Origin of the sequence: Paenibacillus sp. VTT E-133280, assembly GCF_002264385.1 — a bacterium.
Lineage (GTDB): Bacteria > Bacillota > Bacilli > Paenibacillales > Paenibacillaceae > Paenibacillus_AQ > Paenibacillus_AQ nitricinens.
Genome location: NZ_NFUX01000005.1, coordinates 65,750 through 90,102 on the forward strand (window position 1 = coordinate 65,750; position 24,353 = coordinate 90,102).

At 41.3% G+C, this 24,353-nt stretch carries 20 protein-coding genes; 2 read left to right on the forward strand and 18 right to left on the reverse strand.

Features of this window, described 5'->3' with window-relative positions:
* Positions 1-13 precede the first annotated feature (13 nt).
* The 8 genes from treP to CA600_RS03720 all read right to left on the reverse strand — a co-directional run bounded on the left by treP (position 14) and on the right by CA600_RS03720 (position 10,871).
* Positions 14-1,984, reverse strand: a complete 1,971-nt coding sequence (gene treP, locus CA600_RS03685; protein WP_094868974.1) for a PTS system trehalose-specific EIIBC component — start codon at positions 1,982-1,984, stop codon at positions 14-16.
* A gap of 50 nt (positions 1,985-2,034) precedes the next feature.
* On the reverse strand, positions 2,035-3,735 hold the full coding sequence (gene treC, locus CA600_RS03690; protein ID WP_094868975.1) for an alpha,alpha-phosphotrehalase: 1,701 nt from the start codon (positions 3,733-3,735) through the stop codon (positions 2,035-2,037).
* Positions 3,736-4,069: 334 nt separating this feature from the next.
* Positions 4,070-5,251 (reverse strand): NupC/NupG family nucleoside CNT transporter, encoded by a 1,182-nt coding sequence (locus CA600_RS03695; protein ID WP_094868976.1) that lies wholly within the window; start codon positions 5,249-5,251, stop codon positions 4,070-4,072.
* A gap of 15 nt (positions 5,252-5,266) precedes the next feature.
* The gene (locus CA600_RS03700) at positions 5,267-6,613 is read right to left on the reverse strand and encodes a purine/pyrimidine permease (protein ID WP_256989714.1); all 1,347 of its coding nucleotides are present in this window, start codon (positions 6,611-6,613) and stop codon (positions 5,267-5,269) included.
* 3 nt (positions 6,614-6,616) lie between these two features.
* A complete protein-coding gene (gene deoD / locus CA600_RS03705) occupies positions 6,617-7,324 on the reverse strand; it encodes a purine-nucleoside phosphorylase (protein ID WP_094868977.1) in 708 nt (235 codons plus the stop codon).
* A 161-nt stretch (positions 7,325-7,485) separates the two neighbouring features.
* On the reverse strand, positions 7,486-8,919 hold the full coding sequence (locus CA600_RS03710; RefSeq protein WP_094868978.1) for a helix-turn-helix domain-containing protein: 1,434 nt from the start codon (positions 8,917-8,919) through the stop codon (positions 7,486-7,488).
* Between the two features lie 131 nt (positions 8,920-9,050).
* Positions 9,051-10,220: an FAD-dependent oxidoreductase gene (locus tag CA600_RS03715; protein WP_094868979.1), complete on the reverse strand. Its 1,170-nt coding sequence runs from the start codon at positions 10,218-10,220 to the stop codon at positions 9,051-9,053.
* Between the two features lie 99 nt (positions 10,221-10,319).
* Positions 10,320-10,871, reverse strand: a complete 552-nt coding sequence (locus tag CA600_RS03720; RefSeq protein WP_094868980.1) for a biotin transporter BioY — start codon at positions 10,869-10,871, stop codon at positions 10,320-10,322.
* A gap of 247 nt (positions 10,872-11,118) precedes the next feature.
* Between CA600_RS03720 and CA600_RS03725 the strand changes: the two genes are divergently transcribed.
* Positions 11,119-12,096: a biotin--[acetyl-CoA-carboxylase] ligase gene (locus CA600_RS03725; RefSeq protein ID WP_094868981.1), complete on the forward strand. Its 978-nt coding sequence runs from the start codon at positions 11,119-11,121 to the stop codon at positions 12,094-12,096.
* A gap of 137 nt (positions 12,097-12,233) precedes the next feature.
* Here the strand turns inward: CA600_RS03725 and CA600_RS03730 are convergent, their stop codons facing one another.
* The 7 genes from CA600_RS03730 to CA600_RS03760 all read right to left on the reverse strand — a co-directional run bounded on the left by CA600_RS03730 (position 12,234) and on the right by CA600_RS03760 (position 20,973).
* Positions 12,234-13,133, reverse strand: a complete 900-nt coding sequence (locus CA600_RS03730) for an NAD-dependent epimerase/dehydratase family protein (RefSeq protein WP_094868982.1) — start codon at positions 13,131-13,133, stop codon at positions 12,234-12,236.
* A 169-nt stretch (positions 13,134-13,302) separates the two neighbouring features.
* The gene (locus CA600_RS03735; protein WP_094868983.1) at positions 13,303-14,181 is read right to left on the reverse strand and encodes a LysR family transcriptional regulator; all 879 of its coding nucleotides are present in this window, start codon (positions 14,179-14,181) and stop codon (positions 13,303-13,305) included.
* A 77-nt stretch (positions 14,182-14,258) separates the two neighbouring features.
* A complete protein-coding gene (locus CA600_RS03740) occupies positions 14,259-15,611 on the reverse strand; it encodes an MATE family efflux transporter (RefSeq protein WP_094868984.1) in 1,353 nt (450 codons plus the stop codon).
* Between the two features lie 244 nt (positions 15,612-15,855).
* On the reverse strand, positions 15,856-16,539 hold the full coding sequence (locus CA600_RS03745) for a MarR family winged helix-turn-helix transcriptional regulator (RefSeq protein ID WP_094868985.1): 684 nt from the start codon (positions 16,537-16,539) through the stop codon (positions 15,856-15,858).
* Between the two features lie 221 nt (positions 16,540-16,760).
* Entirely contained in the window at positions 16,761-17,276 is a 516-nt protein-coding gene (locus CA600_RS03750) for a PadR family transcriptional regulator (protein WP_094868986.1), read from the reverse strand.
* Between the two features lie 38 nt (positions 17,277-17,314).
* Complete coding sequence (locus CA600_RS03755; protein WP_094868987.1) at positions 17,315-18,163, reverse strand: sialate O-acetylesterase; 849 nt, start codon at positions 18,161-18,163, stop codon at positions 17,315-17,317.
* A 149-nt stretch (positions 18,164-18,312) separates the two neighbouring features.
* Positions 18,313-20,973, reverse strand: coding sequence for a glycoside hydrolase family 78 protein (locus tag CA600_RS03760; RefSeq protein WP_094868988.1), 2,661 nt, complete (start codon positions 20,971-20,973; stop codon positions 18,313-18,315).
* 163 nt (positions 20,974-21,136) lie between these two features.
* Between CA600_RS03760 and CA600_RS03765 the strand changes: the two genes are divergently transcribed.
* The gene (locus tag CA600_RS03765) at positions 21,137-22,015 is read left to right on the forward strand and encodes an AraC family transcriptional regulator (protein WP_094868989.1); all 879 of its coding nucleotides are present in this window, start codon (positions 21,137-21,139) and stop codon (positions 22,013-22,015) included.
* Between the two features lie 83 nt (positions 22,016-22,098).
* Here the strand turns inward: CA600_RS03765 and CA600_RS03770 are convergent, their stop codons facing one another.
* The 3 genes from CA600_RS03770 to CA600_RS03780 all read right to left on the reverse strand — a co-directional run bounded on the left by CA600_RS03770 (position 22,099) and on the right by CA600_RS03780 (position 24,149).
* A complete protein-coding gene (locus CA600_RS03770; RefSeq protein WP_094868990.1) occupies positions 22,099-22,881 on the reverse strand; it encodes an ABC transporter ATP-binding protein in 783 nt (260 codons plus the stop codon).
* 38 nt (positions 22,882-22,919) lie between these two features.
* Positions 22,920-23,606 (reverse strand): FadR/GntR family transcriptional regulator, encoded by a 687-nt coding sequence (locus tag CA600_RS03775; protein WP_094868991.1) that lies wholly within the window; start codon positions 23,604-23,606, stop codon positions 22,920-22,922.
* 165 nt (positions 23,607-23,771) lie between these two features.
* Positions 23,772-24,149 (reverse strand): VOC family protein, encoded by a 378-nt coding sequence (locus tag CA600_RS03780; RefSeq protein WP_094868992.1) that lies wholly within the window; start codon positions 24,147-24,149, stop codon positions 23,772-23,774.
* Positions 24,150-24,353 lie beyond the last annotated feature (204 nt).

Below are 24,353 nucleotides of genomic sequence, written 5' to 3' on the forward strand. Positions count from 1 at the left end.
AATAGAGTCTATATCAACCCTTGAGATGAATAGTCAAGATGCTAGATTGTCTAGCTGCAGCTGGTCCCGTCTTCTCCTCAATCTTCTCCACCATATCCTGACCTGCAGGAATGATGATTGGAGTAATCAAAGGATAACCTGCTGCGCGGATGGCCTCCATATCAAATTCCAGCAGAAGCTCTCCCGCCTGCACCTTGTCGCCAATATTCTTATGGGTGGTAAAGCCATTTCCTTTAAGCGACACCGTATTAATTCCAACGTGAATAAGTACTTGTACACCACTTGCATGCTCCAATATAAGCGCATGTTTGCTCTTGATTACATGAGCTACTGTAGCATCAAAAGGTGCATATACTTTACCCTCAGAAGGTTCGATTGCAATTCCCTCGCCCATCTGTTTCTCAGCAAAGGCAGGATCAGGCACCTGTTCTAGAGATACTGCAGTTCCACTGAGTGGAGAGATAAGCTCCAGAATATTCACGGATTCCTGTGTCTCTTGTACTGTAGGGCGGTTATTCAAATCGTTTGTTTCGCTCACAGTACTAGCAGACTTTGTAGCTGGGTTCTTTTCAGAACGCCCCACTACAGAACGACCGTAGAGTACAGTGGCGACAAATGGCACAATGAGAACAATAAGCATGCCAATGAAGAACACGCCCCACTGGTTAGGGAATATCGAAAGGAAGCCGGGAATCCCGCCTACGCCAATGGAAGAAGCGCGAACCTGATTAACGGTAAGAATCATACCGGCAATCCCTGAGCCGATCATCCCGAAGATGAAAGGATAACGGTAGCGGATATTCACTCCGAAGATCGCCGGCTCCGTCACGCCGAGGAATGCAGAGACGGAAGATGTAGCCGCCAAGCCTTTTGCCTTCTGTTCTTTGACTACGAACATCATTGCCAGTGCCGCGGCACCTTGTGCAATATTTGATAGCGCTAACATCGGCCAGAGGAAAGTGCCGCCCTCGCTGCCGATGAGCTGCACATCAACCGCCAAGAAGGTATGATGCATACCAGTGATGACCAGAAGCGAATAGAATCCGCCGTAAATCAAGCCACCAAGAAGCGCAAAATGATCAAATACAAAGATCAGGCCGGAGGTGATGGCATTGGCAATGCCAAACGTAACCGGTCCGATAATGGTGAAGGCCAGAAAACCTGTAATCAACAGAGTCACTGGCGCAACAACCAGCAGTTTAATGGAATCATGCACCCGGCGGTTGAGGAATTTCTCCAGCCTTGCCAGAATATAGGCCGAAACCAGCACTGGTAATACCTGTCCCTGATAACCGATCTTCTCCAAATGCCAGCCAAACAAATTCCAGGTTGGAACAGTTCCCTCAGTGGAAGCACTTGCATAGTTATAGGCACTTAATAGATCTGGGTGCACGAGAATGAGACCCAAAACGATCCCGAGCAGAGGACTGCCGCCGAAACGTGTAACAGCTGCCCAACCGATAAGTGCTGGTAAAAAGGTAAAAGCTGTGCTGGCAATCGTATTAATAATCGCAGCAATGTCTTTCCATGCGGGATAGACATCCACCAGCGACTGATTATCAAAGAAGATACCAGGTCCGGTCAAAATATTATTGATCCCAAGCAGCAAACCTGCGGTTACGATAGCCGGAAGAATAGGAATAAATATATCAGCCAGCGTCTTGATCGCACGCTGCAGAGGATTCTGTTTTCGGGCAGCAGCGGATTTCACTTCATCTTTGGAAGAACGAGAACCGCCAGTGATTTGAATCATTTCATCGTATACTTTATCTACTGTTCCCGGTCCGATAACAATCTGAAACTGCCCCTGGCTAGAAAATTGTCCTTTTACTAATTCGTTGCGGTCCAAGGCTTCCGAATCCACCTTGCTTTCATCATACAGCGAGAATCTCAACCGGGTTACACAATGTGTCGCAACTTCTATATTCTCCTTGCCCCCAACTGCGCGTACAATATCCTCAACATTTTTGCGGTCTATAGCCATATTTTCACTCCTTACATATTTGATTTGTGCTCCTACTCAAGTACACTTCGTTAGCGGGTTAACCACATATAGGAAGCATAAGGACTAAGCTGAAGCTCTTGTGTTAATGCAGGTGTTTCTGTTGTATTTCCAATCAGAAGCTTGTCTTTACCAGATGATAACTCTGCCCAGTGACTTTCTTCAAAACGGAAGGTAATCTCTTTGCTGCTGAAGTTCGAGACCACTACAAGCGACTCTCCATCACCTGTTCTGGCGTAAGCGAACACTTCAGGATGACCATTATCGAGTCTCTTGAAAACACCTTCAAGGAATATCTCATACTCCTTGCGTAGTGCAATCAGCTTGCGGTAATGATGAAAGATGGAATCGGGATTTGCTAGCTCCTTCTGCACATTAATGTCCGAATACCGCTCATCAACTTTCAGCCATGGAGTACCTGTGGTGAATCCGGCATTTCGGCTTTCATCCCATTGCATCGGCGTACGGGAATTGTCCCGTGAACGTTCCTGAAGAATACTCAGAGCAGTCTCAGGGCTTTTCCCCTGTTCGCACAAAATACGGTACATATTCAGTGACTCAATATCACGGAACTCATCGATGCTCTTCCATACCGGATTTGGCATCCCGATTTCTTCCCCTTGATACACATAAGGTGTTCCCTGAAGTCCATGCAGAGTTGTTGCAAGCAGCTTGGCGCTCTGTACACGGTAGACCTTATCATCAGTGAATCTGGAGAGGGCACGCGGTTGATCGTGATTATTAAAAAATAATGCGTTCCAACCCCGGCCTTTCTGCATTTCCGTCTGCCACTCTGTGAACAAGCTTTTCAGCGCCTCAAAATCAAAGGGCATTAGCTCCCATTTCTGTCCGTTCGGATAATCGACTTTTAAGTGATGAAAATTAAAAGTCATGGAAAATTCCCGCTCTTTAGGACTCGAGTACCGGATGCAATGCTCCAGTGTAGTTGAGGACATCTCTCCGACCGTCACCATCTCATACGGACCGAATACCTCTTCATACATCGCTTTGATGTATTCATGGACCCGTGGACCGTCAGTATAGAATTTACGTCCATCCCCCGGTGAAACACTTCCGTCATCATCAGGGAAGCGCTGATCCTTGGAGATTAAATTAATTACATCCATTCGGAAGCCGTCTACACCTTTTTTAGCCCAGAATAGCATCATATCATTCACTGCTCTACGTACCTTCTCGTTCTCCCAATTCAGATCCGCCTGGGTTTTATCGAAGAGAGTAAGATAATATTGTCCTGAAGCTTCATCAAACTGCCAGGCTGGCCCCCCGAACTTTGACTGCCAGTTGTTGGGTAAGCCGCCGTCCGGAGCCGGGTCCTTCCAAATATAATAATCACGGTAGGGATTGTTCCTGCTAGAAATGGATTGTTTGAACCACTTATGTTCTGTTGAAGTATGGTTAACCACGATATCGATCATGAGCTTCATTCCAAGTCTGTGTAGTTCCTGTACTAACTCGTCGAAATCCTCCATCGTACCAAAATCCGGGTTGATATTTTCATAATCCGCAACATCGTAACCGTTATCATGTTGTGGCGAGACATAGACCGGCTGCAACCAGACGATATCAATTCCAAGCTTCTGCAAATAATCTAATTTTTCAATAAGTCCTTTAATATCTCCCGTTCCGTTGCCTGTAGTGTCCTTAAAGCTCTTTGGGTATACCTGATACACCGTAGATCGGCGCCACCATTCCGAATACTGGGACTGACTCAAGTTGAACACCTCCAAAAAAATACTTTATGTCAAACATTAAACCTGTATATACAAGTTCAAACACTTCACACAGTTTAAACCTGTATATACAGGTTGTCAATACTTTTGCTATCAAACCTTCTGGCGGTTCTTCTTTTATTAACCCATTTGATATCGATGATTTCTTCAGGCGTTAAATTCATTAGACTAGACAGACAAAAAGCCGCTTTTTGAGCGGCTACCTGAAATTGTACAAAAAAACAGGATACCTATTTCTTAATACAAGTAAGGTATCCTGTTCCTATTATTCATTTAGTTTTTTAAGCTTTAGCTTCATTTTGACCTACAGGTTCAATTAAAAAATGATACCGATGATCAGAGCAGATAAAACGCTTACAAGTGTGGCACCAAATAACAGTTTTAAACCAAATCGTGCCACAATATTCCCTTGTTTTTCATTCAATCCTTTCACAGCGCCTACAATCGTACCGATTGATCCAAAGTTAGCAAATGAGATTAGAAACACGGAGACAATGGCGGTAGTACGCCCACTTAAACCATCTTGGATCTTAACAAAGTCAAGCATAGCAACGAATTCATTCGCAACAAGCTTTGTGGCCATGATACTGCCTGCATCAACAGCTTCATGCCATGGGACACCGATAAGAAAGGCAATGGGTGCAAAGACATACCCTAAAATTCCTTGAAACGAGATACCGAATACTCCGCTGAAGACCCCGTTAATTAAAGCAATGATCCCAACGAAACCAACCAACATTACACCGACTACTATGGCTACTTTAAAGCCATCCATAATATACTCGCCTAGCATTTCAAAAAACGTTTGTTTTTCCTCTACCTGAACCTCAACAATATCTTCTTCAGATGTAACTTCATACGGATTAATGATGGATGAAATGATGAATCCGCCGAATAGGTTTAATATTAACGCAGCCACGACATACCGAGGTTCTAGCATCGTCATATATGAACCAACGATTGACATGGATACCGTCGACATTGCAGATGCACATAATGTATACAATCGATGTTTTGGTAATAATCCAAGCTGGTTTTTCACTGAAATAAACACTTCATTTTGTCCTACAATTGCGGCTGCAACTGCATTATAAGATTCCAATTTGCCCATGCCATTTATTTTACTTAGTACCAAACCAATATATTTGATAATGAACGGGAGTATTTTGTAATGCTGCAATATCCCAATTAATGCCGACATAAAAACAATTGGCATCAAAACATAAAGGAAAAATGTATGGGCCCCTTCATTTGCAATCCCACCAAAAACAAAGTCAGTCCCTTCATTGGCGTATCCAAGCAATTTTGCAAAACTATCGGCAAACCCTTTAATTAAGAATTCACCTATACTTGTTTTTAGTATAATTAATCCCAAACCGATCTGAATAGCAATCATTACAATGATTGGTCGATATTTAATCTTTTTCTTATTGTTACTTCCGAGCCATGCTAGTAATAGAACAATAACCAAACCAGCAATAGAAATTAGATAATGCATTTTTAGCCCTCCAAATTATCGGTTAATTTTTTCGGAATCCTCATATCGGAATGAATCTTTCCACATTAACCCTTGTTCCAAAATAATCGCCAACAGGCTTCCGCATATTAATCCATTATTTAAAATGGCTATCACGATCGGAGATAAATGGGCCGTAGCTGATGAAGGAATAAACATTAAACCCACACCCACTAAAAGGGAAATTCCACTAACGATAAATGTTCGTTCTTCATGAATGACCTTCTTCAATTCCTTTAGTGCTAGTCCGACCATCTTCACAAAAATGACGAAGGTAACAGAATAGCCTATGGGAGCTGGAATCGCTGATATAACATTCATCATTGGCGGAAATAAGGATATTAAGATCACAAAGCAACATCCAATTAAAAATGATCTGCGCTCCTTCATCCCTGTTTGTTCAACATATCCCGCCGCTCCCGAGATAGGGACAGAACCGACCGCTCCTAAACCGCCACTAATAAGATGCGTAATTCCAGAAGTAAACCCGGCGCGCAAATAACGACGATGATCCACTTGCTTTTGTTTCATAACGGTCTCCATCAAACGGATGGACGCAACTGCATTGGTTATTAATAACAGAGTTAATAAAAATGCAGTAGTGATCGTCCCGGCATCGAATCGTGGTCTGCCAAATGGGAATATTTTCGGTAGCTTAAATAGAGTATCCGCATGAGAAAACACAGGTATATTTCCGCAGATAATAAATAATAGGCAGCCTATCAATATACTAAAAATTATTGAAAACTGGCTGAGTACTACAAAGCGACTTTTTCCTAACCAAAAGGTAATGCATACCACAATCACACTAAGGATGAATACTTTAACATCTAACATGGAGTGGGCTATGGTAATCCCCATCATCCCTTTCATAAAAGATCCACTTAATTGAAAGATCAATAAAAGTAAATAAATAAAAGTGATGGTTGGAGTAAATAGACGAGCGATTTTATCCATTAGCTTAAATGCTGAAATTAGGATAAATAACACACCGCTAATGATCATTGCCCCACTTAAAGCTTGTAAAGCACCATTGTTAGAAGAATAAAGTCCCCCCACTAAACTTGCGTAAATCGTAAAAATGCTCCACCATAACCCTGCCGGACCTTCATGGATAGGGAATTTATGGCCCATCACGCCTTGTAAAAATCCAGCTATCCCTAAAGTAATCATTGTGCTCTGGATAAGCCCGGAAGTCTCTATGGGTGTTAAGTTATATAAATCTGCGATAGCAATGGGGGCAGCAATTGCACCAGCGATCATAAAAATCATCCACTGCAATCCTGACAGTATTACCTTCATTTCTTTCTCACTCTCTTCTCTAACAACACTGCTCTTATCCATAAATCAGCCATCAATGACTGTGTTAAGAGCTACTTCGACCATTTCATAAAAGGATTGTTCACTTTCTTTATGAGTCAGGTGTTCCTGTCTTAACAATTGACTGCCGACTGTCAAAATCGATAACGCTTTTACACCATATTTAGCGGCTAAAGTGTATAGGGCTGTGCTTTCCATTTCTACTGCTAATACACCAAAATCCATAAACTTGTGAAGCCGATCTAAATTTTCACGATAGAATTCATCAGAATTATAGATGTTGCCAACAAAAACATTTGCATTTTTAGCTTGTGCTTGTTGATACGCTTTCATTAACAATGAGAAATCTGCTGTAGGTGCAAAATTACAACCATGAAAGATCTTCTCTGTCATATTACTGTCTGAAGACACCGCTTGGGCTATTATAATATCACGGATATTAATTTCACTCTGCATCGCACCACAAGTACCAATGCGAATCAATTTTTTAACTTCATAATCGACGATCAATTCTGTAGCGTAGATACTCATCGATGGATTTCCCATCCCTGTCCCCTGCACCGACACCGGCACACCCTTGTATAATCCAGTGTATCCATACATCCCTCTTACTTCGTTATAACAATTAGCCTCCTCTAAAAAGTGTTCTGCTACAAATTTTGCACGTAAAGGATCTCCTGGGAGCAAAACGCGCTCTGCTATTTCTCCCTTATTTGCACCTAGATGCCTACTCATAGTTCTTCCTCCAACTTTTAATAGTAAACTGAGGTTTACCGAAATCGCTTTCCACTTGCCCTCAAGTAAAATCAGTTTCGAAACTAGATTGAGCATAAGGTTTTTTGACATTACAAACTAGACCAAAAACTTACGTAGCTAACGGAAAATAATTGGTCAAATTATAAAAGCAATTCTTTACGAATATTGTCCAAATCTCTTTTAGAGGGGATCGTAGAAATAATAACAACAGGCACGGTCTTTAGTGCAACCGGGATATTACTAATGACAAGATCAATATTATTTTGCTGCATGATCTCGTCGGTTAGCCCTTTCATAATGGAAGTATTAAGGATCAACTGATCTCCTATTTCCTTCTTTATCAAATCTGCTATGTAATGACGAATTGAAAATTCCTCCCCGATCACTAAGAAAGCCCTCTTACTTGTATAACGTAAACTCGAACGAACAATTAAGGTTAGTTTTGTTAAATGGAAATTATTGAAGAGAACGGATGGGTAAGTTTTATTCCACGTTTGCATACAGGTTTGCATTTCTTGATAAATCTGCTGGCACTCCTGTTCGACATACGTTGTTAAATGACTTTTAGAAATCATCATCCATTCCGGAATGGCATTTTCGATTAACAGCTTGTCAAAGAACCCGTAAATCTCCAAGATAAATCGTTCATGCATATCCAAGTTCGGGTATACCTTTGCCAACAACAGGAGAAGCAGATTCCCCATTTGATATTCTTCTTTATCCTTATGTAATTCGACTTCTTTAATCGGAGTGATCTCTGACCCCTCATAATAATGATATTGGCTGAGACTAACCATGGATTGCATAAAGAATATTTCACTCTTTGGAAATTCGATGAACAGCTTTTCTTCAAGACGCTCTGCTATGGCTTTCACTGGTATATAAAACATCCCCTGTTTCCATGGGTAAGCATTTTCGTCGATTGTTACACAAGTTCCTTTAGCAGCTCTTTCTATTACAATTGCCAACAAAAAGGACAATTTCCTTTTGGAATTGATAAAATATACTATGTTATTCTCATTTTCTATATTTGTGATCAACTGATTTATATAGGCAAAATCGAGATTCACAAAGGGCCATCCTGTAAACTCATACGCATCACAATATAAATTCCAATAAAAATATCGAATATTCATTTCATTCCCTTTGATCGCAGGTGTAGAGTAACTAATGCGTAGCTTATACGCTTTTAGATCATTATTATTTAATTCCACAATCAGCTTCTTCAAAGATGAGGTACTCATAAACATGGCTTCAGAAAGCTCTTCCACAGACATTCGACCAGCATTCGTAAACAATAAATTCATCAGCCGATAAAAAATGGTTTGTCTGAACATAGAAGAAATCATTTCACTAATCGTACTTCGCCCATCACGTCGAAGAATAATTCCCTTTCCTCTAGACACTTCAATGGTTACAGTAGAGGGTAGTTGCTTGCTGATTTCCTCCACCATCTTCCGTATTGTCTTATCTGAGATCCCTAAACTTTTTTCCACTTCGGCTAAGGTATACCATCTTTGTTCCGTATCAAGCAGCGTTAATAGTTGGCTGGCTAAATTAAATCCCTTATCCATGGTTATCCACCCTATTTCAATTTCATTTTAATTTTTATAGTATAAACAAATTCACATCTATAACCCTAATATTTTTCAATAAAAAAACTCGGGTTTCATTTACCCGAGTTTCAAAAATATGATTAATGAAATTATTCTTGTTGAGCAAACTGTGCAAACAGCTCATCAAACGTAGCTTTAAGCTTCATTGCGGCATTGTCTGAGAACATCAGCTTCAGGTTATCATCTGAAACCTTCGCAGACGACGAAGAATACTCATACATTTTCTCTTCGTAAGCTTGAATAGCCTTATCGAAATCATCATGATGGATGATAGCAAGTGCAAGTTCAGCTGCATCGTGCATTGCCAGGTTAACACCTTCACCTGCAAACGGTGACATTAGATGTGCAGCGTCACCAATGAGCGTAATCCCCGGCTTATGATCCCACTTAAGCCCGACCGGCAGCGTATAGATCCGTCTTAGCAGAATATTATCCTCTGACTTTCGGATATAGTTCTGAAGCGGCTCCGCCCAATCTTCGAAATACGCGAGCAGCTGTTCTTTCGCTTCCTTTGGTTGATCAAAAGGGATACCGCATGTATCCATCCAGTTTTGCTCGGCCGTGAAGGTTAAGGCGACTTTGATCTTACCGTCCCCGTTTAGCTGTGCAAGTATACCTCTATGATCGCCCAGCCCAAACACCTTGCCCCTCGCGTTAAAGGATGCCTGATCAGGATATACCTTGGAATCCACTTGCAGCTCTATCATTGTTAACCCGGAATAAGAAACCTTGGCATCCGTTAACAGCGGGCGCAGTTTAGAGAAAGCTCCATCAGCACCAATCACTAGATCCACTGTCTCCTTCACGCAGTTGTCAAAATGAAGCTCATGCTGGCCGCCTTCCAGAGCCACTGCCTCCGTCAGCTTGTAACCGTAGCGAATCGTATCAGGCTGCAACGCATTCAGCAGTAGGTCGCTTAACGTTCCACGATCGATCTCCGGACGGCCACCTTGTTCTCCCTCCTCTGCTCTTTCGTCCATATAGATCTTGCCGCTTTTATCAAACAAGCGAAAATCTTCTCCTTCGTAGCGCGCAATCGCCTGGAATTGCTCAAGCAATCCTGCTTCCTTCAGAGCTATCTGGCCGGAATCCTCATGAATGTCGAGTGATCCTCCGCGCTGGGCGTTGGCATCCTGTAATTCTCGTTCATAAATCGTTACTGCAATGCCATGTCTTTGCAAAATTAAAGCTAAAGTAAGTCCACCTGGACCTCCACCGATAATAGCAATTCGTTTTTTGGTTTTATTTGCTGTCACCATAACCATCTCCTATATCCATGTATGTTGTCTGTTCCTTACACAGATATAGTAGTGCGGCTAATTAAACTGAATTTAAACGAGAATGGCGCAAAGGTTTCATCACATCTGCGCTTTTTCTTCAATAGGGCTAATTGCTCTCAGCTGCATCGTTATAACGGCTGCAATAACGGCTTTGATGATGTCTCCCGGAAGAAAGGCCAATGCTCCGACAAGACCGGCCCATATCGACGTATTTGTTATCAATGCCATGATAGGGGCGCCAATCAGACTCACTAGTAATACACCAAAGATCAGGTTGATTACTATCAGCTTCCAAGTTCGAACCTTCGGCCAGATTTTTTCAGAATACCAGCCGATAAGACCGGCCGCGATCGGGAAGCTAAATATGTATCCAGCAGAAGGACCAATGAGCACCGCGATTCCGCCGCGGCCACCAGTCAGTACAGGTAGTCCAATGGCTACCAGAATGATGAAAATGACTAGACTGAGGGCGCCCATCCGTTTTCCCAGAAAGCATCCAGCTAACATGACGCCAAGCGTCTGGGCAGTGATCGGAACGGGAATGAAACCGAGGGGAATGGGTGGAATCATGCCCAGCACCGCGATAAGTGCTGCGAATAATGCAGCATAAATAAGTTCTTTTGTCTTCAAAAAATTGACCTCCATTGGATATAAATAATTGTATTCTGGTTAGTAAATACGTCCAGTAAGCTGAATTATAATGGAGATATTCATGATTGTAAACCTAAATTTAATTTATAGTTCACAATAGAATTAAATACCAAGCTTGAGTTTTTCCAATTGTTATATAGAATTAGAGTATTCAGTCGCAATCGTTGGATGTTAATATATTCAATGGGTTTTGGTCGGAGAGTTATACTTTTGGAGGTTTAAGTTCATGACAGTAAAAGAACATATTCTTGCCTTGCTCGACAGTAATAAGGGTGAATACTTTTCCGGCGAGGAAATAGCCGTTCAGTTATCCGTGACGCGCAGTGCTGTCTGGAAAGCCATAAAATCGTTACAGACAGACGGATATTCCATACAAGCTGTAACTAATAAAGGATATTCCATGTCACCTCAAACAGACATCCTATCTGCCAGTGCAATTTCAAAATATCTGGATACCCAGGGGCAAAAGTTACGTGTAGAAGTCTTTAAGACACTATCTTCAACGAATGAAGCCGTGAAAAGCCTTGCCTCAAATGGAGAAGCTGAGGGTAAGGTGATCCTTTCCGAAGAACAGACCGCTGGGCGAGGGAGAATGGGCCGAAAATTCTTTTCTCCACCGGGAACGGGGATCTATATGAGTATCCTGCTGCGTCCCAAGCTGTCAGCAACAGATTCCGCTCTGCTAACCACTTGCGCCGCTGTTGCTGTTGCCCTTTCTATCGAGAGTGTATCCGGTAAAGAAACACAGATTAAATGGGTGAATGATGTCTTCATGGAAGGTAAAAAGGTGTGCGGGATTCTTACTGAAGCATCCGTGTCACTGGAAAACAGCTGGCTTGATTATGCCGTTCTTGGCATTGGTATCAATGTAGCGCTACCGTCCGACGGCTTTCCTAACGACCTTACCGAGATTGCAACAACTGTAATTTCTGAAAACAATTCTTATGGTGATCTCCGCAACCGACTGGTAGCAGAAGTACTGAACAATTTTATGGGATATTATGAGCAATTAACGGACAGATTGTTTCTTTCCGAATATAGAAAAAGGTTAATTTCACTTGGCAAACCCGTAACAGTGATAAAGAATAATGAACAGCTTAAGGCAACAGCTATTGATATCGATAACGATTGCCATCTGAAAGTCAGATATGAAAATGGTGACGAGGAATATCTTTCAAATGGAGAAGTCAGCGTTAAAATTTAGCTGTCGTTCTTTTTAAGATAGACTAGCTTATGACGTTTTCGCAAAAGAAGCCACCTACAAGATGGCTTCTTTTGCGTATATGTTACTCGTGGTAATCGTCAAATTCAAACATGGAGGAATCATTTTTCAGTGGTTTCTTATTGCAAATTATTTTTTATCCAGCTAAGCAGCGACTCTTCCTTCGGAGCCCAACCGAGTAGATTTCTTGCATGGGTAGCACGTACACGGCTGTTCGAAGCGATAGCAAAACGCGCCCAGTCTCCAAGTTCTGCTATCGCTTTGTCTGCGGGCCAGCTTATGGTCTTGCCTCCAAAGCCTAACGCTTCGCTGACAGATTTGGCGATATCCCCATAAGATACCTCCCCATTTTCGGCAAAGAAATACGATGCAGACGGTGCTTTTTCAAGTGCCAATACATACAGTTGTACCAAATCTTTGATGTGGACATTAGACCAGCGATTTACGCCTTTACCTACGTGAACGCCTGCCTGCAGCTCTCTCGACTTGCGAATAATTTGCGGCAATTGATCGCTTTCCACAGGCAAAGCTAGTGCATCACCATAAATCATAGAGGGGACTATCACGATGCTTCTCACCCAATCCTCAATTCCAGCCTTGCGTACGAGGTTGTTTATCGCTACGCGGTTTTCTCTAATATCCATAGGCACAAATGGTGTTTCCTCGTCAAAAATATGTTCGCTCGCCGTTTCGCCACGGGCATCATCTCCAACCACACTTGAACCCGATGTATGCAAAAATGGTTTTCCACTTCCACGTAGAGCAGCTATAAAAGTTTCAACTGCTAGCAAATGATCTGAATCGGCTGTGTGAATTACTGCATCGCTGAGCTTAGCATATTTCGTTAGCGTATCCGTATCTTCCAACGTGCCGAGTATAGACTCTATACCAATATCCCTTAATGCTTCCACCTTATCGGGATTGCGAACCAGACCAAAGACAGTATGTCCGGCATCAAGTAAACCTTTTGCCACCGACCCGCCGATATAGCCTGAAGCTCCTGTGATAAATACTTTCATAATATTCCCTCCACATCTATGATGTTAATTCTTGTCCATTCGACAAAGTGTGGTGCCAGTCTCAATTATTTAATAATTTTGCTGCTTCTTTATTGTAAACTCCAAAACATAGATAAAACAAATTATGAAATTTCCACTTATTAATAAAAAAATTTATAAATAATACTAGCTAATCCATTTTCTTTTCCCTAAGGACAGATATGATCTCATGAATCAGAGGCAAATGCTTATTCTTTAACTGATAAGCGATATATAACTCGTTTACTACTTTTAAATGCTTAAAAATAACTTTTGATTTGCCTTCTTCTAATGAATTTTGCAAGAGGTATGTAGGTATGACGCTCATGCCCACCCCGAGCTCAACTGCCTTCAGGATCATGTGTAAATTAGGAATGATATGAATAGGTCTAATTTCAGGACGTTTCTTAAAATGTTCTCTCCAAATTCTTCTTATTATCGGCAATTCCAAGCCATAGCTGATCCATTTCTGTTGAGAGAGCCATTGCTCTTCAAGCTTTAGATTATCAAATTCAAGGATTTCACAATCACTTGGAGCTACTATAACAAACTCTTCATCCATCAATTTCAAATACTCGACACCGGGAGTTTGGAACTTTTTTGACATAATGAGAATGTCTAGCTTGTCTTCCTTCAGGAGCTCTAGCAATTGCTCGGCGGTTCCAAAATGCGAAATGGTACAAGGATTAAATTCAGGCAGCCGTGGCAGTATTTTTTCACTAAAAAACTCATGCGCCGCTCCCAGCTTGATTACACTCAGCGTTGGCAAAGAAGCCGATTTAAAGCTCATTGTCGTATTCTCTAATGATTCTATAAGTGGAGCGAGCTGGGAATATAACTCCTTTCCCCGCTCTGTTGCTGTGATTTTTCTAGTCGACCGAATAAATAAAGTTTCACCCACCTCCGCCTCCAAGGCGGCTAAGTGCTGACTCATGGCTGGCTGCGTCATCATGCGGGTTTTTGCGGCTTCAGAAATCGATTGATACTTATATATTGTGCAAAAGCTTCTATACCATTCAAAATCAACCATACTCTAGGCTCCACCTTTATACTGTAAAATTTTATATTAGAAGATGAACTTAATATATCAACATAAGACTCTGTATTCTACTGTGCTAAAGCATCTAAATCTGGCTGCATCTTGTTCCGAAGAACATACAGCATGATGGCACCAACAAGGAAGGCAACGGCATCCGAAATGACGAGCGACCAGATCACACCATGGAAACCATTCATTCGATTGGCTATATACAACACAGGGATCAGAGTAACCCCTTGAATAATTGACATTATAAACGCAGCAGTTCCTTGCGCTGTAGCTTGGAAGATCCCGGTAAACAACGAAGTCATTCCTGTAATGAACAACGATAAGAATGTCACATGCAGAATATAGCTGCCCATTTCAATTAATTGCAGGTCATTTGTAAATAAGCCAATTAAGTGGTCGGAAATCAGATAGACGATAACGCCGAACACGACAGCTAAAGCAATTATCGCTTTGATCGTGAATCCGATGGTATGCTTCATGCGTAATTTATTCGCTGTAAAAGAGAAGGCAATGAGCGGTACGACACCCTCGCATAAACCCATCAGAATGCACTCAGGTAATTGCAATAAACGTGATGAAATTCCGAAGCCGGCTATGGCTTGATCTCCATATTCGACAAGGAAATGGTTCAATACGAGTGACATTGCACCCAAGAAGATACTCATAATAAAGACGGGAACTCCGATTTTGAATACATTGCTCAGTATTTCCTTGGTAGCTTTGAACCATTTTAAAGAGATAGTTAAGAATGGGCTTTTATAACCCAAATGGTAGGCGTAGAATGCGCTAGCAACCAAGTTAGAGATGACCGTAGCCGTCGCAACACCAATCACGTCCCAATGGAAGACGAAGATAACTAGCGCATCAAGAATAATATTCACGACGACACTTAGAATCATCCCGATCATCGATATGATTGCTGAACCTTCCGAGCGCACGATATTCTCAAGTGTGAAGCATAATACAACGAATGGTGAGCCGATAAGCATAATCGTTACATAGTCCTTTGTAAATCCGAAGGAGTCGGGCGTCGCTCCCAGGCCATGAACTATTGGATCAATCAACGGGAGGCCAACAGCCATCACGATAAAACCGATTACTAAACTGCTGTAAAAAGCGAATGATGATACATGCTTTACATCATCATATTTTTTCTCCCCTAGCAAGCGGGAGATAAATGTACCACTGCCCATGCCAATCAAGTTTCCTAGCGCCATAATGATCGCGAATAACGGCAAGGTTAGTGCAAGTGCGGTTAACATAGCCGTATTGCCCAGTGTGCCAAGGAAATAGGCATTCAATATGGAATATATGACACTCATTGACATGCCTAACATCATCGGTATACCGAAGTGAGCGACGGCTTTTGCGATAGGTGCTTTTTCAAAGTAATGGAGGTTTTCTGCGTCCATGTGGGTCACCACTTTCTTCATTTATTGGGTACTTAAATTACTTAGAATTCTAACTATTAATTAAATATGAACCATAACGCAGCAACAACCAACCCCATACCGTAACAACAACTTTACAGGGTTGGTGTGCGAAATTGGACTGTTCTTCAGTATCCAAGAAAGTACGTCATTATGCTGCCTTTGCCGTTCATTTTTCTCTTGTGAAAGGCTAAGCCACTGCTACTGTTTGTGGAAAAGACTCTGCTTACTTATCGTCCGAATCAGGTGACTTGTCTGGTGATGAATTCCTGCCATCTCTGGAAGGCCAGCCGAATCCGCGCATGTCTCGATGACCTTCCCCGCCAAAGCCAGGGAACCTTCCGCTAAAGCGTTCGTCCCTAGAATTCCCCCACATTCTTTGCATTTGTCCACGCATGGCCATTAATTTTTCGAATTCCTCTGTACCCATACGCTCCTTTGCGGCCTCCATCCACATTGCCATTACATCACGTTCTCCGTCCGTTCCAAGCTCTTCTTCTAAAGCCATAATTACGCGGGTTAAGTAATCCCCGAAAGCAACCTGCTCTTCTGAAGATAGGCTAGAAAATATGTTGACACTGTCTATCTCTTGCCCCTCTTCCTCTTGTCCTTTTTGGGTTAGGTAAATCAACATGATGCGTTTGTCTGTTTCTGATGGCTTACGGGTGATATATTCAGCTTTCTCCAATTTTGCAAGCAATTCATTGAGGGATGATACACGGATGTCCAGCATATAGGATAAATCTTTGGTGCTGATACCATCTTTCATCCGGAGAAATGCCAGTATCCTGCCTTGCCCGCGGGATGTGTCGGCCATAGGGCCCACAGCAGCGTGTGTTTTTAAGTGTTGTCGTTGCAGCAGCCATTGCAGTTTCGCGAGTTTTTCATATAATTCAGTATTCATGTCCATATTGGGTCCTCCATAAAGTTTTTATGGTACCTGTTAATCTTTGTGACGGTACCTGTTGGTTTTTATTATAACGGTACCTGTTAGATATGTCAAAATGTTTTTTACAGGTACCGTTAGTATGTTGCTGATTGTTACCGGAGCCTTGTCTAAAAAACTTGCAAACAAAATAAAGATCCCACACGGAGCGCGGGTTTCTTATAGGACTATTTAGTGATCAGTTTTCACTTTTTTATATCTTCAAGCAATCCTTCAAACCATTGAACATTTACTATATGGTGGGAAAGTGAATTTTCTAACATTTTTTTAAAATAAGCAGTGATATTTTCATCGTTCTCAAGAGATAACTGTATTAAAGATATCTTATTCTTAGTTTGTTCAATTTGTATTTCTATTAATTTAGTTAGCTCTTCTTTTTTATATTCATCTGAAAATAACATGGCTACATAAAAAGATAGGTTTATATAGTCTGTCTTAGACCCATATTTGAACATCAACTTTTCAAACTCTTTTTCCCCTAATTCAGTGATGTTATAATTATGCGTCTCTCTGGTGTTGTCTCTTTGGTCAACTTTTACAATATACTTTTTCTCTACTAATTGCCCAAGATTATAATAAAAAGACCCTTTGGTGAAATTCACTATATATTTATAGTGTTTTTCTTCCATTAAGGATAACAATTCATAACCGTGAGCCCCTGGATTTTGTTTTAATAATCCTAAAATTAGCAATATTATCAACTCAGCGCCTCCGTCAAAATGCTACTAGGTATTATATTTTACTCATTGTTGATTTGTACAAACTGGGCTTGAAATTCATCAAATGATATTTTTCCTAATGCAAAATCCATGCTCAATATATACATTTTTTCCGCTTTAGTGTGTATTCTTGCATTATGGCGACTTAACAACTCATGTTCATTAATTAGTGGCTCAAGTACATGTTGCTTATTAATAAAGGCTTCAAAATATCGCAATCCAAATTTTCTTTGAGATATTGCATCGATATGAATACCATCCGGATTAGAAGTTAAACCTGAAGCTGTAACAAAGTAACAATCATCTTGTTCAAAAGCATATTTTTGTAACTCTTGATTCATCAACTCATATTCAGTACAATGTTTCCCGAACCCTTCTTTGCCTAAAAAATCCCCTAGGCCACCCATTATAAATGGAATATTTGGAGCATCTAACTCTTTTCTAAGCGCCGTAAATATTAAAAGTAATTTCTGATAATAGACTTTGTAGTTGCCATTACTACTATCACTTTCTCCTTGATGCCATAAAATCCCTGATAATTCACTATTTTGAATAGCGAATTTAGTTTCTTGTAATGCATGTTTAAAAAGCGCCCCATCTACAGCCCATTCATCAATGCTGCTCCCACCCTCAGCACAAGGAATTAAGCCAATGATGTCTTCTTCATTTTCACGACACCATGCATCCGCAAATGATCCAGCCAGACTTATTCCTGAAACAGGACGGTCATAATTAATAGGTTCAGCCATCATTTGCCATCTACCATTACGTAGCATTTGGATTCTCTCGTTATAAATTGGGGGTACTTCATGTATAAATCCTCGTCCAGCCATATTTGACTGTCCAATCATTAGAAATGATTTGATCATTATTCTCATCCTCTCTTCAATAGTCTAATTAGACTGTTTATATTATTAGTCTAATTAGACTAAATGTCAACTAACCCCCAATGATATAGAAATCTTCAGTATCAGCTAATGAAGAAGAATCAAGACTAATCCTCTTCCATATACAAACTTTAACTAATAGAAAACGTAAAGTGATAATCCCCGGATCCAACCATTAGCTTTTGCCCTTCTGAAATTTGTTCCACTCTGGATAGACTTATGACTTGTTCTATTGGTGTCCCAGACTCCAAAATACTGTCCTGCTTCATCGTTGGAATAATAATCTCAGCTGTTGTATTGGATGGAATCAGCACATGCATTTCTACTGAATCTTCGTTCTGTTTTTTCCAAGTTACCTTGATCGTTCCATAGACAGATTCAAGCGAAGCATCAACCCACGTCAAATGTTCCCCGATCTGCGGCTGGATCCGTATTTTTTTATAGCCTGGTTCTAATAGTTCGATGCCACCGGCAGTGCGATAGAGCCAATCTCCAATAGCGCCGTAAGCATAATGGTTATAGGAGTTCATATCATCGCTCCAGAACGAACCGTCCTGTTTTATTCCATCCCAATGTTCCCAAATGGTTGTCGCCCCTTGGATTACAGAATATAACCAGGAAGGATACTCTTTCTGCAGTACCAATTGATAGGCTACATCCGTATAACCGAATCTAGAGAGGACTAGACACAAATAGGGAGTGCCCACAAAGCCGGTCGTTAGGTGCACTCCATTTTCTTCGATGTGGTCGGCTAGCATCTTGGCCGTTCGATGACGATCCTTTTCCTCTAATAAGTCAAACATAAGGGCAATTGTATACGCAGTTTGTGTCGGTGAGGCTACCCGACCATTTGGTGTTACGAACTCTTGACGAAATGCCAGAACAATCTTCTCATGCAATGCTTCATATTTTAAGGCATCTTGGGGTTTTCCAATGACAGCCGCTGTCTTAGCTAGCAATTCCGTTGAATAAGCATAGAACGCGGTAGCGATCAACTCTTTGGGTGTTGCTCCGACGTAGCTGTTTTCTTTTGCATCCAGACCTAACCAATCTCCGAAGTGAAAACCTGTATTCCATAGATTTTCGTCTTCACCTTGCACCCGAATATACTCGACCCATGCTTTCATACTGGGATATTGCGTTTTCAACACACGGATGTCTCCATAACATTGATAAAGCGTCCAAGGACAAATTACTGCGGCGTCTCCCCAAGCAGCAGAGCCATATCCTGCCGCTGGCACATCGGGAATAACATGAGGAACTCTTCCGTTCTCTTCTTGATCCGCGGCCAAATCCTTTAGCCACTTTTCAAAGAACGGGACGACATTCATGTTGAAGGCAGATGTGCGAATAAAGACTTGAGCATCCCCCGTCCATCCCAATCTTTCGTCCCGTTGAGGGCAATCTGTCGGGATATCTAGAAAATTCCCCTTTTGTCCCCATAAGATGTTGTGCTGAAGCTGATTCAAGAGTTCATCTGAACAGTTGAAATTACCCGTTTGCTCCAAGTCCGTATGGATGACGCAGCCGATGAATTGTTCCAATAATTGATCTAGCGGTATGCCAGTCACTTTTACGTAACGGAATCCTTGGAAGGATAAATACGGTTCAAACGTTTCTACCTCCCCGCCATGGCATATATAAGTAACAGTCTGCTTTGCAGATCGTAAATTTCCGGTGTAGAAGTTCCCTTCGAGGTCCAACACCTCAGCATGTTCTAAAGTAATTATCGTTCCAGCCTCTGCATGAACCGTAAATCTTACCCATCCAACCATATTTTGTCCCATATCCAGCACGTGTTCGCCTTTAGGTGTAGTAATGACTGCGATAGGCTTGATGGTTTCTATAATCCTGGTCGGTTCGTTTTCCTGAGCAATTAATGAAGTGTCTGGACGGTCCTTGAGAATAGTCCTTTCCCACTTTACATCTTCATAACCGGGAGAAGACCAACCTTCTACCTCGAGCCTCGCATCATACGTTTCGCCATGATACAACTCCGACATCAAAAGTGGACCTGTAGAAGTACGCCAGTTGTCATCCGATATAATGATTTGTTCAGAACCATCGGATAAGGTGATGTGTAGCTGGATAAGCACAGCACGATCTTCACCAAAGATGTCTTTCTTCCCTTCCCAAGCTAAATATCCTTTATACCACCCGTTTCCCACTATGCAACCAAGAGCGTTATTACCAGCAGCAACCAAAGAAGTCACGTCATAGGTCTGATACTGAAGCCGTTTATTATAACTGGTCCAACCAGGGTTAAATAACGTATTATCTGCTGGTATACCATTTATATATAGGCGGTACATCCCAAGAGACGTTGCATACACACGCGCTGATACAACATTATCAGGGATTGAAAATTCCGTACGAATATAGTCGCAAGGATCTGCCACATTCTCTTGTTGACTCGGAGGTGCTGCTATCCATTTTGCCTGCCACTCATCTACCGATAACAATGCCGTTTCCCAATACGCAGGTTTGCTCCATTCCGAAACCATCCCTTGATTGTCCCAAGCTCGAACCCTAAAGTAATACCGTGTGCGTGACTGTAAGGCGGGACCTTCGTATTCAATATGCACATTGCTATCCGACTCTGCCTTTTCAGAATCCCATATGATTTCTGAAAAGAATTTGTGATCATTTGCGACTTGAACTTGAAAGGCAGATTGGATAAATCCCCTTATTTCTGTAATGATCCACCAACTAAGCCGCGGGTATAAATCATCAATTCCCAACGGATTCTTTCTATAGTTCACTTTTAGATTTGAAACTTCAAAATTGGACATTTGTATTTACCTCCCATATTCATACGGCAGCTATTTCTATTGTATGAGTTGAGAGAGAATAGAATTGGGGGTAGTTCAGACATTTTTATAGGTGGATCTAGACATTCATTCATTAGTTTCGTACGATATGTCTAGCCTTAGCAATTTGAAAGGGGCCACGATTATGAGTATCAGACGCAGCACTTTTGTCATGTCTGGAGATAGCTTTTTCGAGCCTGGTGTGCCAATTTATGTGAACAGGGCTTATGAAACGTTCGAATTGAATGCGCATTCCCATGAGTTTATCGAAATTACTTATATCAGTGAAGGAGCAGGGGTTCACTATATTGACGATGAGGTTGTTCCTGTCGAGCACGGTACGTTATTTTATATACCTATTGGGCGCAGTCATGTATTTCGACCTAAGACCTCGATGAAAACCCGCCCGCTCATCGTTTATAACTGTTTATTTCCAGTAAAGTATTTATCAGAACTTCAGGCTACCTTTCCTCACACCACAGATATTTGTGAATTTTTCACAGACATGCAATTGCAATGGTTCTCTATGAAAGATGTCAATGGCGCATACCATATTATGTTCCGTGAACTGTTTCGTGAATTCTCAGCGAAACCGCCAGGATATCTAGCTGTCCTCGATGCTCTAGTCGTACAAATATTAACAGGCTTGTTTAGACATCGGTTGCAGAATGTTGCGCCAGCAGGGGCTAAGCCGCAATGGATGGCAGTAGATGAAGCGATTGCATTTATAACTTATAACTATGCCAATGGGCTTAAACTTGGCGATCTTGCTAATAAAGCGAACCTTAGTGAACGGCAATTCAGCCGCCTTTTTCAGCATCAGACTGGAATGAACTTTACAGATTATATGCAAAGTATTCGAATGGATGCTGCGTGTCGTATGCTTTCGGGAGGTCATAGAAGTGTAAGTGAAATTGCCTCTGCAGTTGGATATGCTGACCTTAAATTTTTTCACCAAATATTTAAGAAAAAGATAGGAATGAGTCCCAAACAATATAGTAATTCTATACGAAGTGAGAAGTAGCTTCTAACATCCAAGGTAACAAAAGCTGCCTAGCATTTGCTAGGCAGCTTTTGTTACCGTATAAGATGATAAGGCAGTGTATCCTACTTATCACCGGCAAGTGTAAGCCACTTGCGATTGTGATGCTCCTGAACTTCAACGGGGGTATCAAAGAAATCGCTCAACACATCTGACTGCAAGCAATTGTCTGTCTCATCCCCTTTGTAGATTTCTCCGTTCTTCACCAATAAAGTATGCGTAAAGCATGGTGTTATCTCCTCGATATGATGCGTTACATACAGCAAAGTTGGTCCGCTGGGTTGCTTCGTAATCTTCTCAATCATTTGCAACAGCTGTTCCCGGGCAAAAATATCGAGTCCTGTGCAAGGCTCATCAAGAATTAATAGATCTGGATTGGCCATAAGTGCGCGTGCAATGAGGACTTTCTGACGCTGACCTTGCGACAAGGTATCGTATGTACGAGCAGCTAAGGAAAAGCAGTCTAGAAATTCCATCAACTCCTCGGCTTGCTTTTGATCCTCTTCATTCGTCTTGTCGTATAAACCGATAGTTGCGAATTTTCCGCTGAGGACGATAGTCAGTGCAGTCTGGTGGCCGTATAGCTTCTGTTGCAGCGAGGTGCTGACCCAACCGATTCGTTTCCGTAACTCTCTAAGATCCACATCGCCAAAGCGGTGGTCTAGCACTTCGACTTGCCCAGTCGTCGGCCATATATAGCCGTTCACTACGTTCAGCATCGTCGTCTTGCCTGAACCGTTTAGTCCGACGATACACCAGTGTTGCCCTTGTTTCACTTCCCAATTCATATCGCGTAAGATCATTGTTTTATCACGTTGCCATGATACATTTTTGAGTGATATAATCATGCCCAAATTCCTCCTCTACATGAATGTCTATATTGAACTTAAAGCTCAGAAAGAGTTCCATTTAAAATTTTGAGGGTCGATTGTACTGCTTGATCTGGATCGCCATTTTTAATAGATTCATACACTTGTTCATGGTAATCGGATTGAGGATCATGAGAACTATAATTACGGTTTAATTTGCTCATTGCATCTGACAAAATATGAGTAAACGTTCTATATAAGTCAATGATTACAGCGTTTTTACATGCCATTGCTACAGCCATGTGGAATTCTATATCCGATTTGGCATACAGTTCACGATCATTCTGCTTTAGAGCCATATCTCTTGTATCTAAATGTTTTCGCATGTTGAATAAGTCAGTGTCATCATGACGTAGAGCTGCTAATCTTGCGATTTCTAATTCAATCATTTTTCGAGCTTCGAAGACCTCAATCAATTCTGCACGATGTAAACGATGGGTAAGTGGTTCTTGAATAATAGGACTGGATTTTAAGTAGGTTCCAAAACCCTGTTTTTTCTCTAAGAGACCAGCATGAACTAACACACGCACTGCTTCTCTTATCGTTGATCGCCCTACATTAAATAATTTCATTAATTCAGGTTCTGGAGGTAATTTGTCTCCTGGCAGGATTGTTCCTGTTGAAATTTTTTGTTGTATTTGATTAACAACATCGTCCACTAACTTAGTGGATTGAACAGGTTGGAACGACCCCTTTTCAAACATCTGATCATCTCCTCTTTTTGCAGAATAACATGATATTCTTTACTTAACAAGTAAGATTTTGAAGTTTATAACGATTATTAGGGTAATGAAAAAGCAGCTAATCATTTTGATTAGCTGCTTAAGTAGCTTATTTAGCTACAGCCTTATTGCATGTTTCACTCTATTTTATTGTCCTTTTTCCATTACAGCAAAGTAGTTATTTTCACCATCTGCGAAATTGAATACTCTTCCACCGGGAATTTCTACAATATCTCCAACCGTAACATTCTTGTCCTTCAACTCTCGATTCAATTGATCAAAATTATCCGAAAAGAACATTAAAGAAGGTGTTCCGAGATTCATTTCAGGATTCATTTGGGCAACCAACTCTTTATTATGAAGAACAATGCTAGTCGCTGCACCTTTCGGAGCAAGCTCGATAAATCTCATAGGGCCATTTGTTTCGTCCAAAATCACCTCAAACCCTAGCTTTTCTGTCCAGAATTCTTTGGATTCCTCTTGGTTATTTACATATAACATAATTTGTCCGATTTTATTAATCATAATTTATACTCTCCTTAGTCGGGATAATTTATTGCTTGTTAAATATACCTCATTACGAATATTCCCGTCAAGGAATATAAATTGAACTCCCTTTTCAAATACAAGTTGACTTAGTTTCTGGAGGTTGTCCATATCCTCATATTATTTACTTTCTTTTCCTACATTAAACCGAATTTCAGATCAGCGAAAGAGAACATCGATAAT

What these genes read in the sequence shown, in the direction of transcription:
- CA600_RS03745 (WP_094868985.1), bottom strand. Translation starts at nt 16,539, where the DNA reads ATGGACATGAATACTGAATTATATGAAAAACTCGCGAAACTGCAATGG.
- deoD (WP_094868977.1), bottom strand. Translation starts at nt 7,324, where the DNA reads ATGAGTAGGCATCTAGGTGCAAATAAGGGAGAAATAGCAGAGCGCGTT.
- CA600_RS03780 (WP_094868992.1), bottom strand. Translation starts at nt 24,149, where the DNA reads ATGATTAATAAAATCGGACAAATTATGTTATATGTAAATAACCAAGAG.
- CA600_RS03760 (WP_094868988.1), bottom strand. Translation starts at nt 20,973, where the DNA reads ATGTCCAATTTTGAAGTTTCAAATCTAAAAGTGAACTATAGAAAGAAT.
- CA600_RS03725 (WP_094868981.1), top strand. Translation starts at nt 11,119, where the DNA reads ATGACAGTAAAAGAACATATTCTTGCCTTGCTCGACAGTAATAAGGGT.
- CA600_RS03770 (WP_094868990.1), bottom strand. Translation starts at nt 22,881, where the DNA reads ATGATTATATCACTCAAAAATGTATCATGGCAACGTGATAAAACAATG.
- CA600_RS03695 (WP_094868976.1), bottom strand. Translation starts at nt 5,251, where the DNA reads ATGCATTATCTAATTTCTATTGCTGGTTTGGTTATTGTTCTATTACTA.
- CA600_RS03765 (WP_094868989.1), top strand. Translation starts at nt 21,137, where the DNA reads ATGAGTATCAGACGCAGCACTTTTGTCATGTCTGGAGATAGCTTTTTC.
- CA600_RS03710 (WP_094868978.1), bottom strand. Translation starts at nt 8,919, where the DNA reads ATGGATAAGGGATTTAATTTAGCCAGCCAACTATTAACGCTGCTTGAT.
- CA600_RS03730 (WP_094868982.1), bottom strand. Translation starts at nt 13,133, where the DNA reads ATGAAAGTATTTATCACAGGAGCTTCAGGCTATATCGGCGGGTCGGTG.
- CA600_RS03715 (WP_094868979.1), bottom strand. Translation starts at nt 10,220, where the DNA reads ATGGTGACAGCAAATAAAACCAAAAAACGAATTGCTATTATCGGTGGA.
- CA600_RS03740 (WP_094868984.1), bottom strand. Translation starts at nt 15,611, where the DNA reads ATGGACGCAGAAAACCTCCATTACTTTGAAAAAGCACCTATCGCAAAA.
- CA600_RS03735 (WP_094868983.1), bottom strand. Translation starts at nt 14,181, where the DNA reads ATGGTTGATTTTGAATGGTATAGAAGCTTTTGCACAATATATAAGTAT.
- CA600_RS03755 (WP_094868987.1), bottom strand. Translation starts at nt 18,163, where the DNA reads ATGATCAAATCATTTCTAATGATTGGACAGTCAAATATGGCTGGACGA.
- treP (WP_094868974.1), bottom strand. Translation starts at nt 1,984, where the DNA reads ATGGCTATAGACCGCAAAAATGTTGAGGATATTGTACGCGCAGTTGGG.
- CA600_RS03700 (WP_256989714.1), bottom strand. Translation starts at nt 6,613, where the DNA reads ATGGATAAGAGCAGTGTTGTTAGAGAAGAGAGTGAGAAAGAAATGAAG.
- CA600_RS03775 (WP_094868991.1), bottom strand. Translation starts at nt 23,606, where the DNA reads ATGTTTGAAAAGGGGTCGTTCCAACCTGTTCAATCCACTAAGTTAGTG.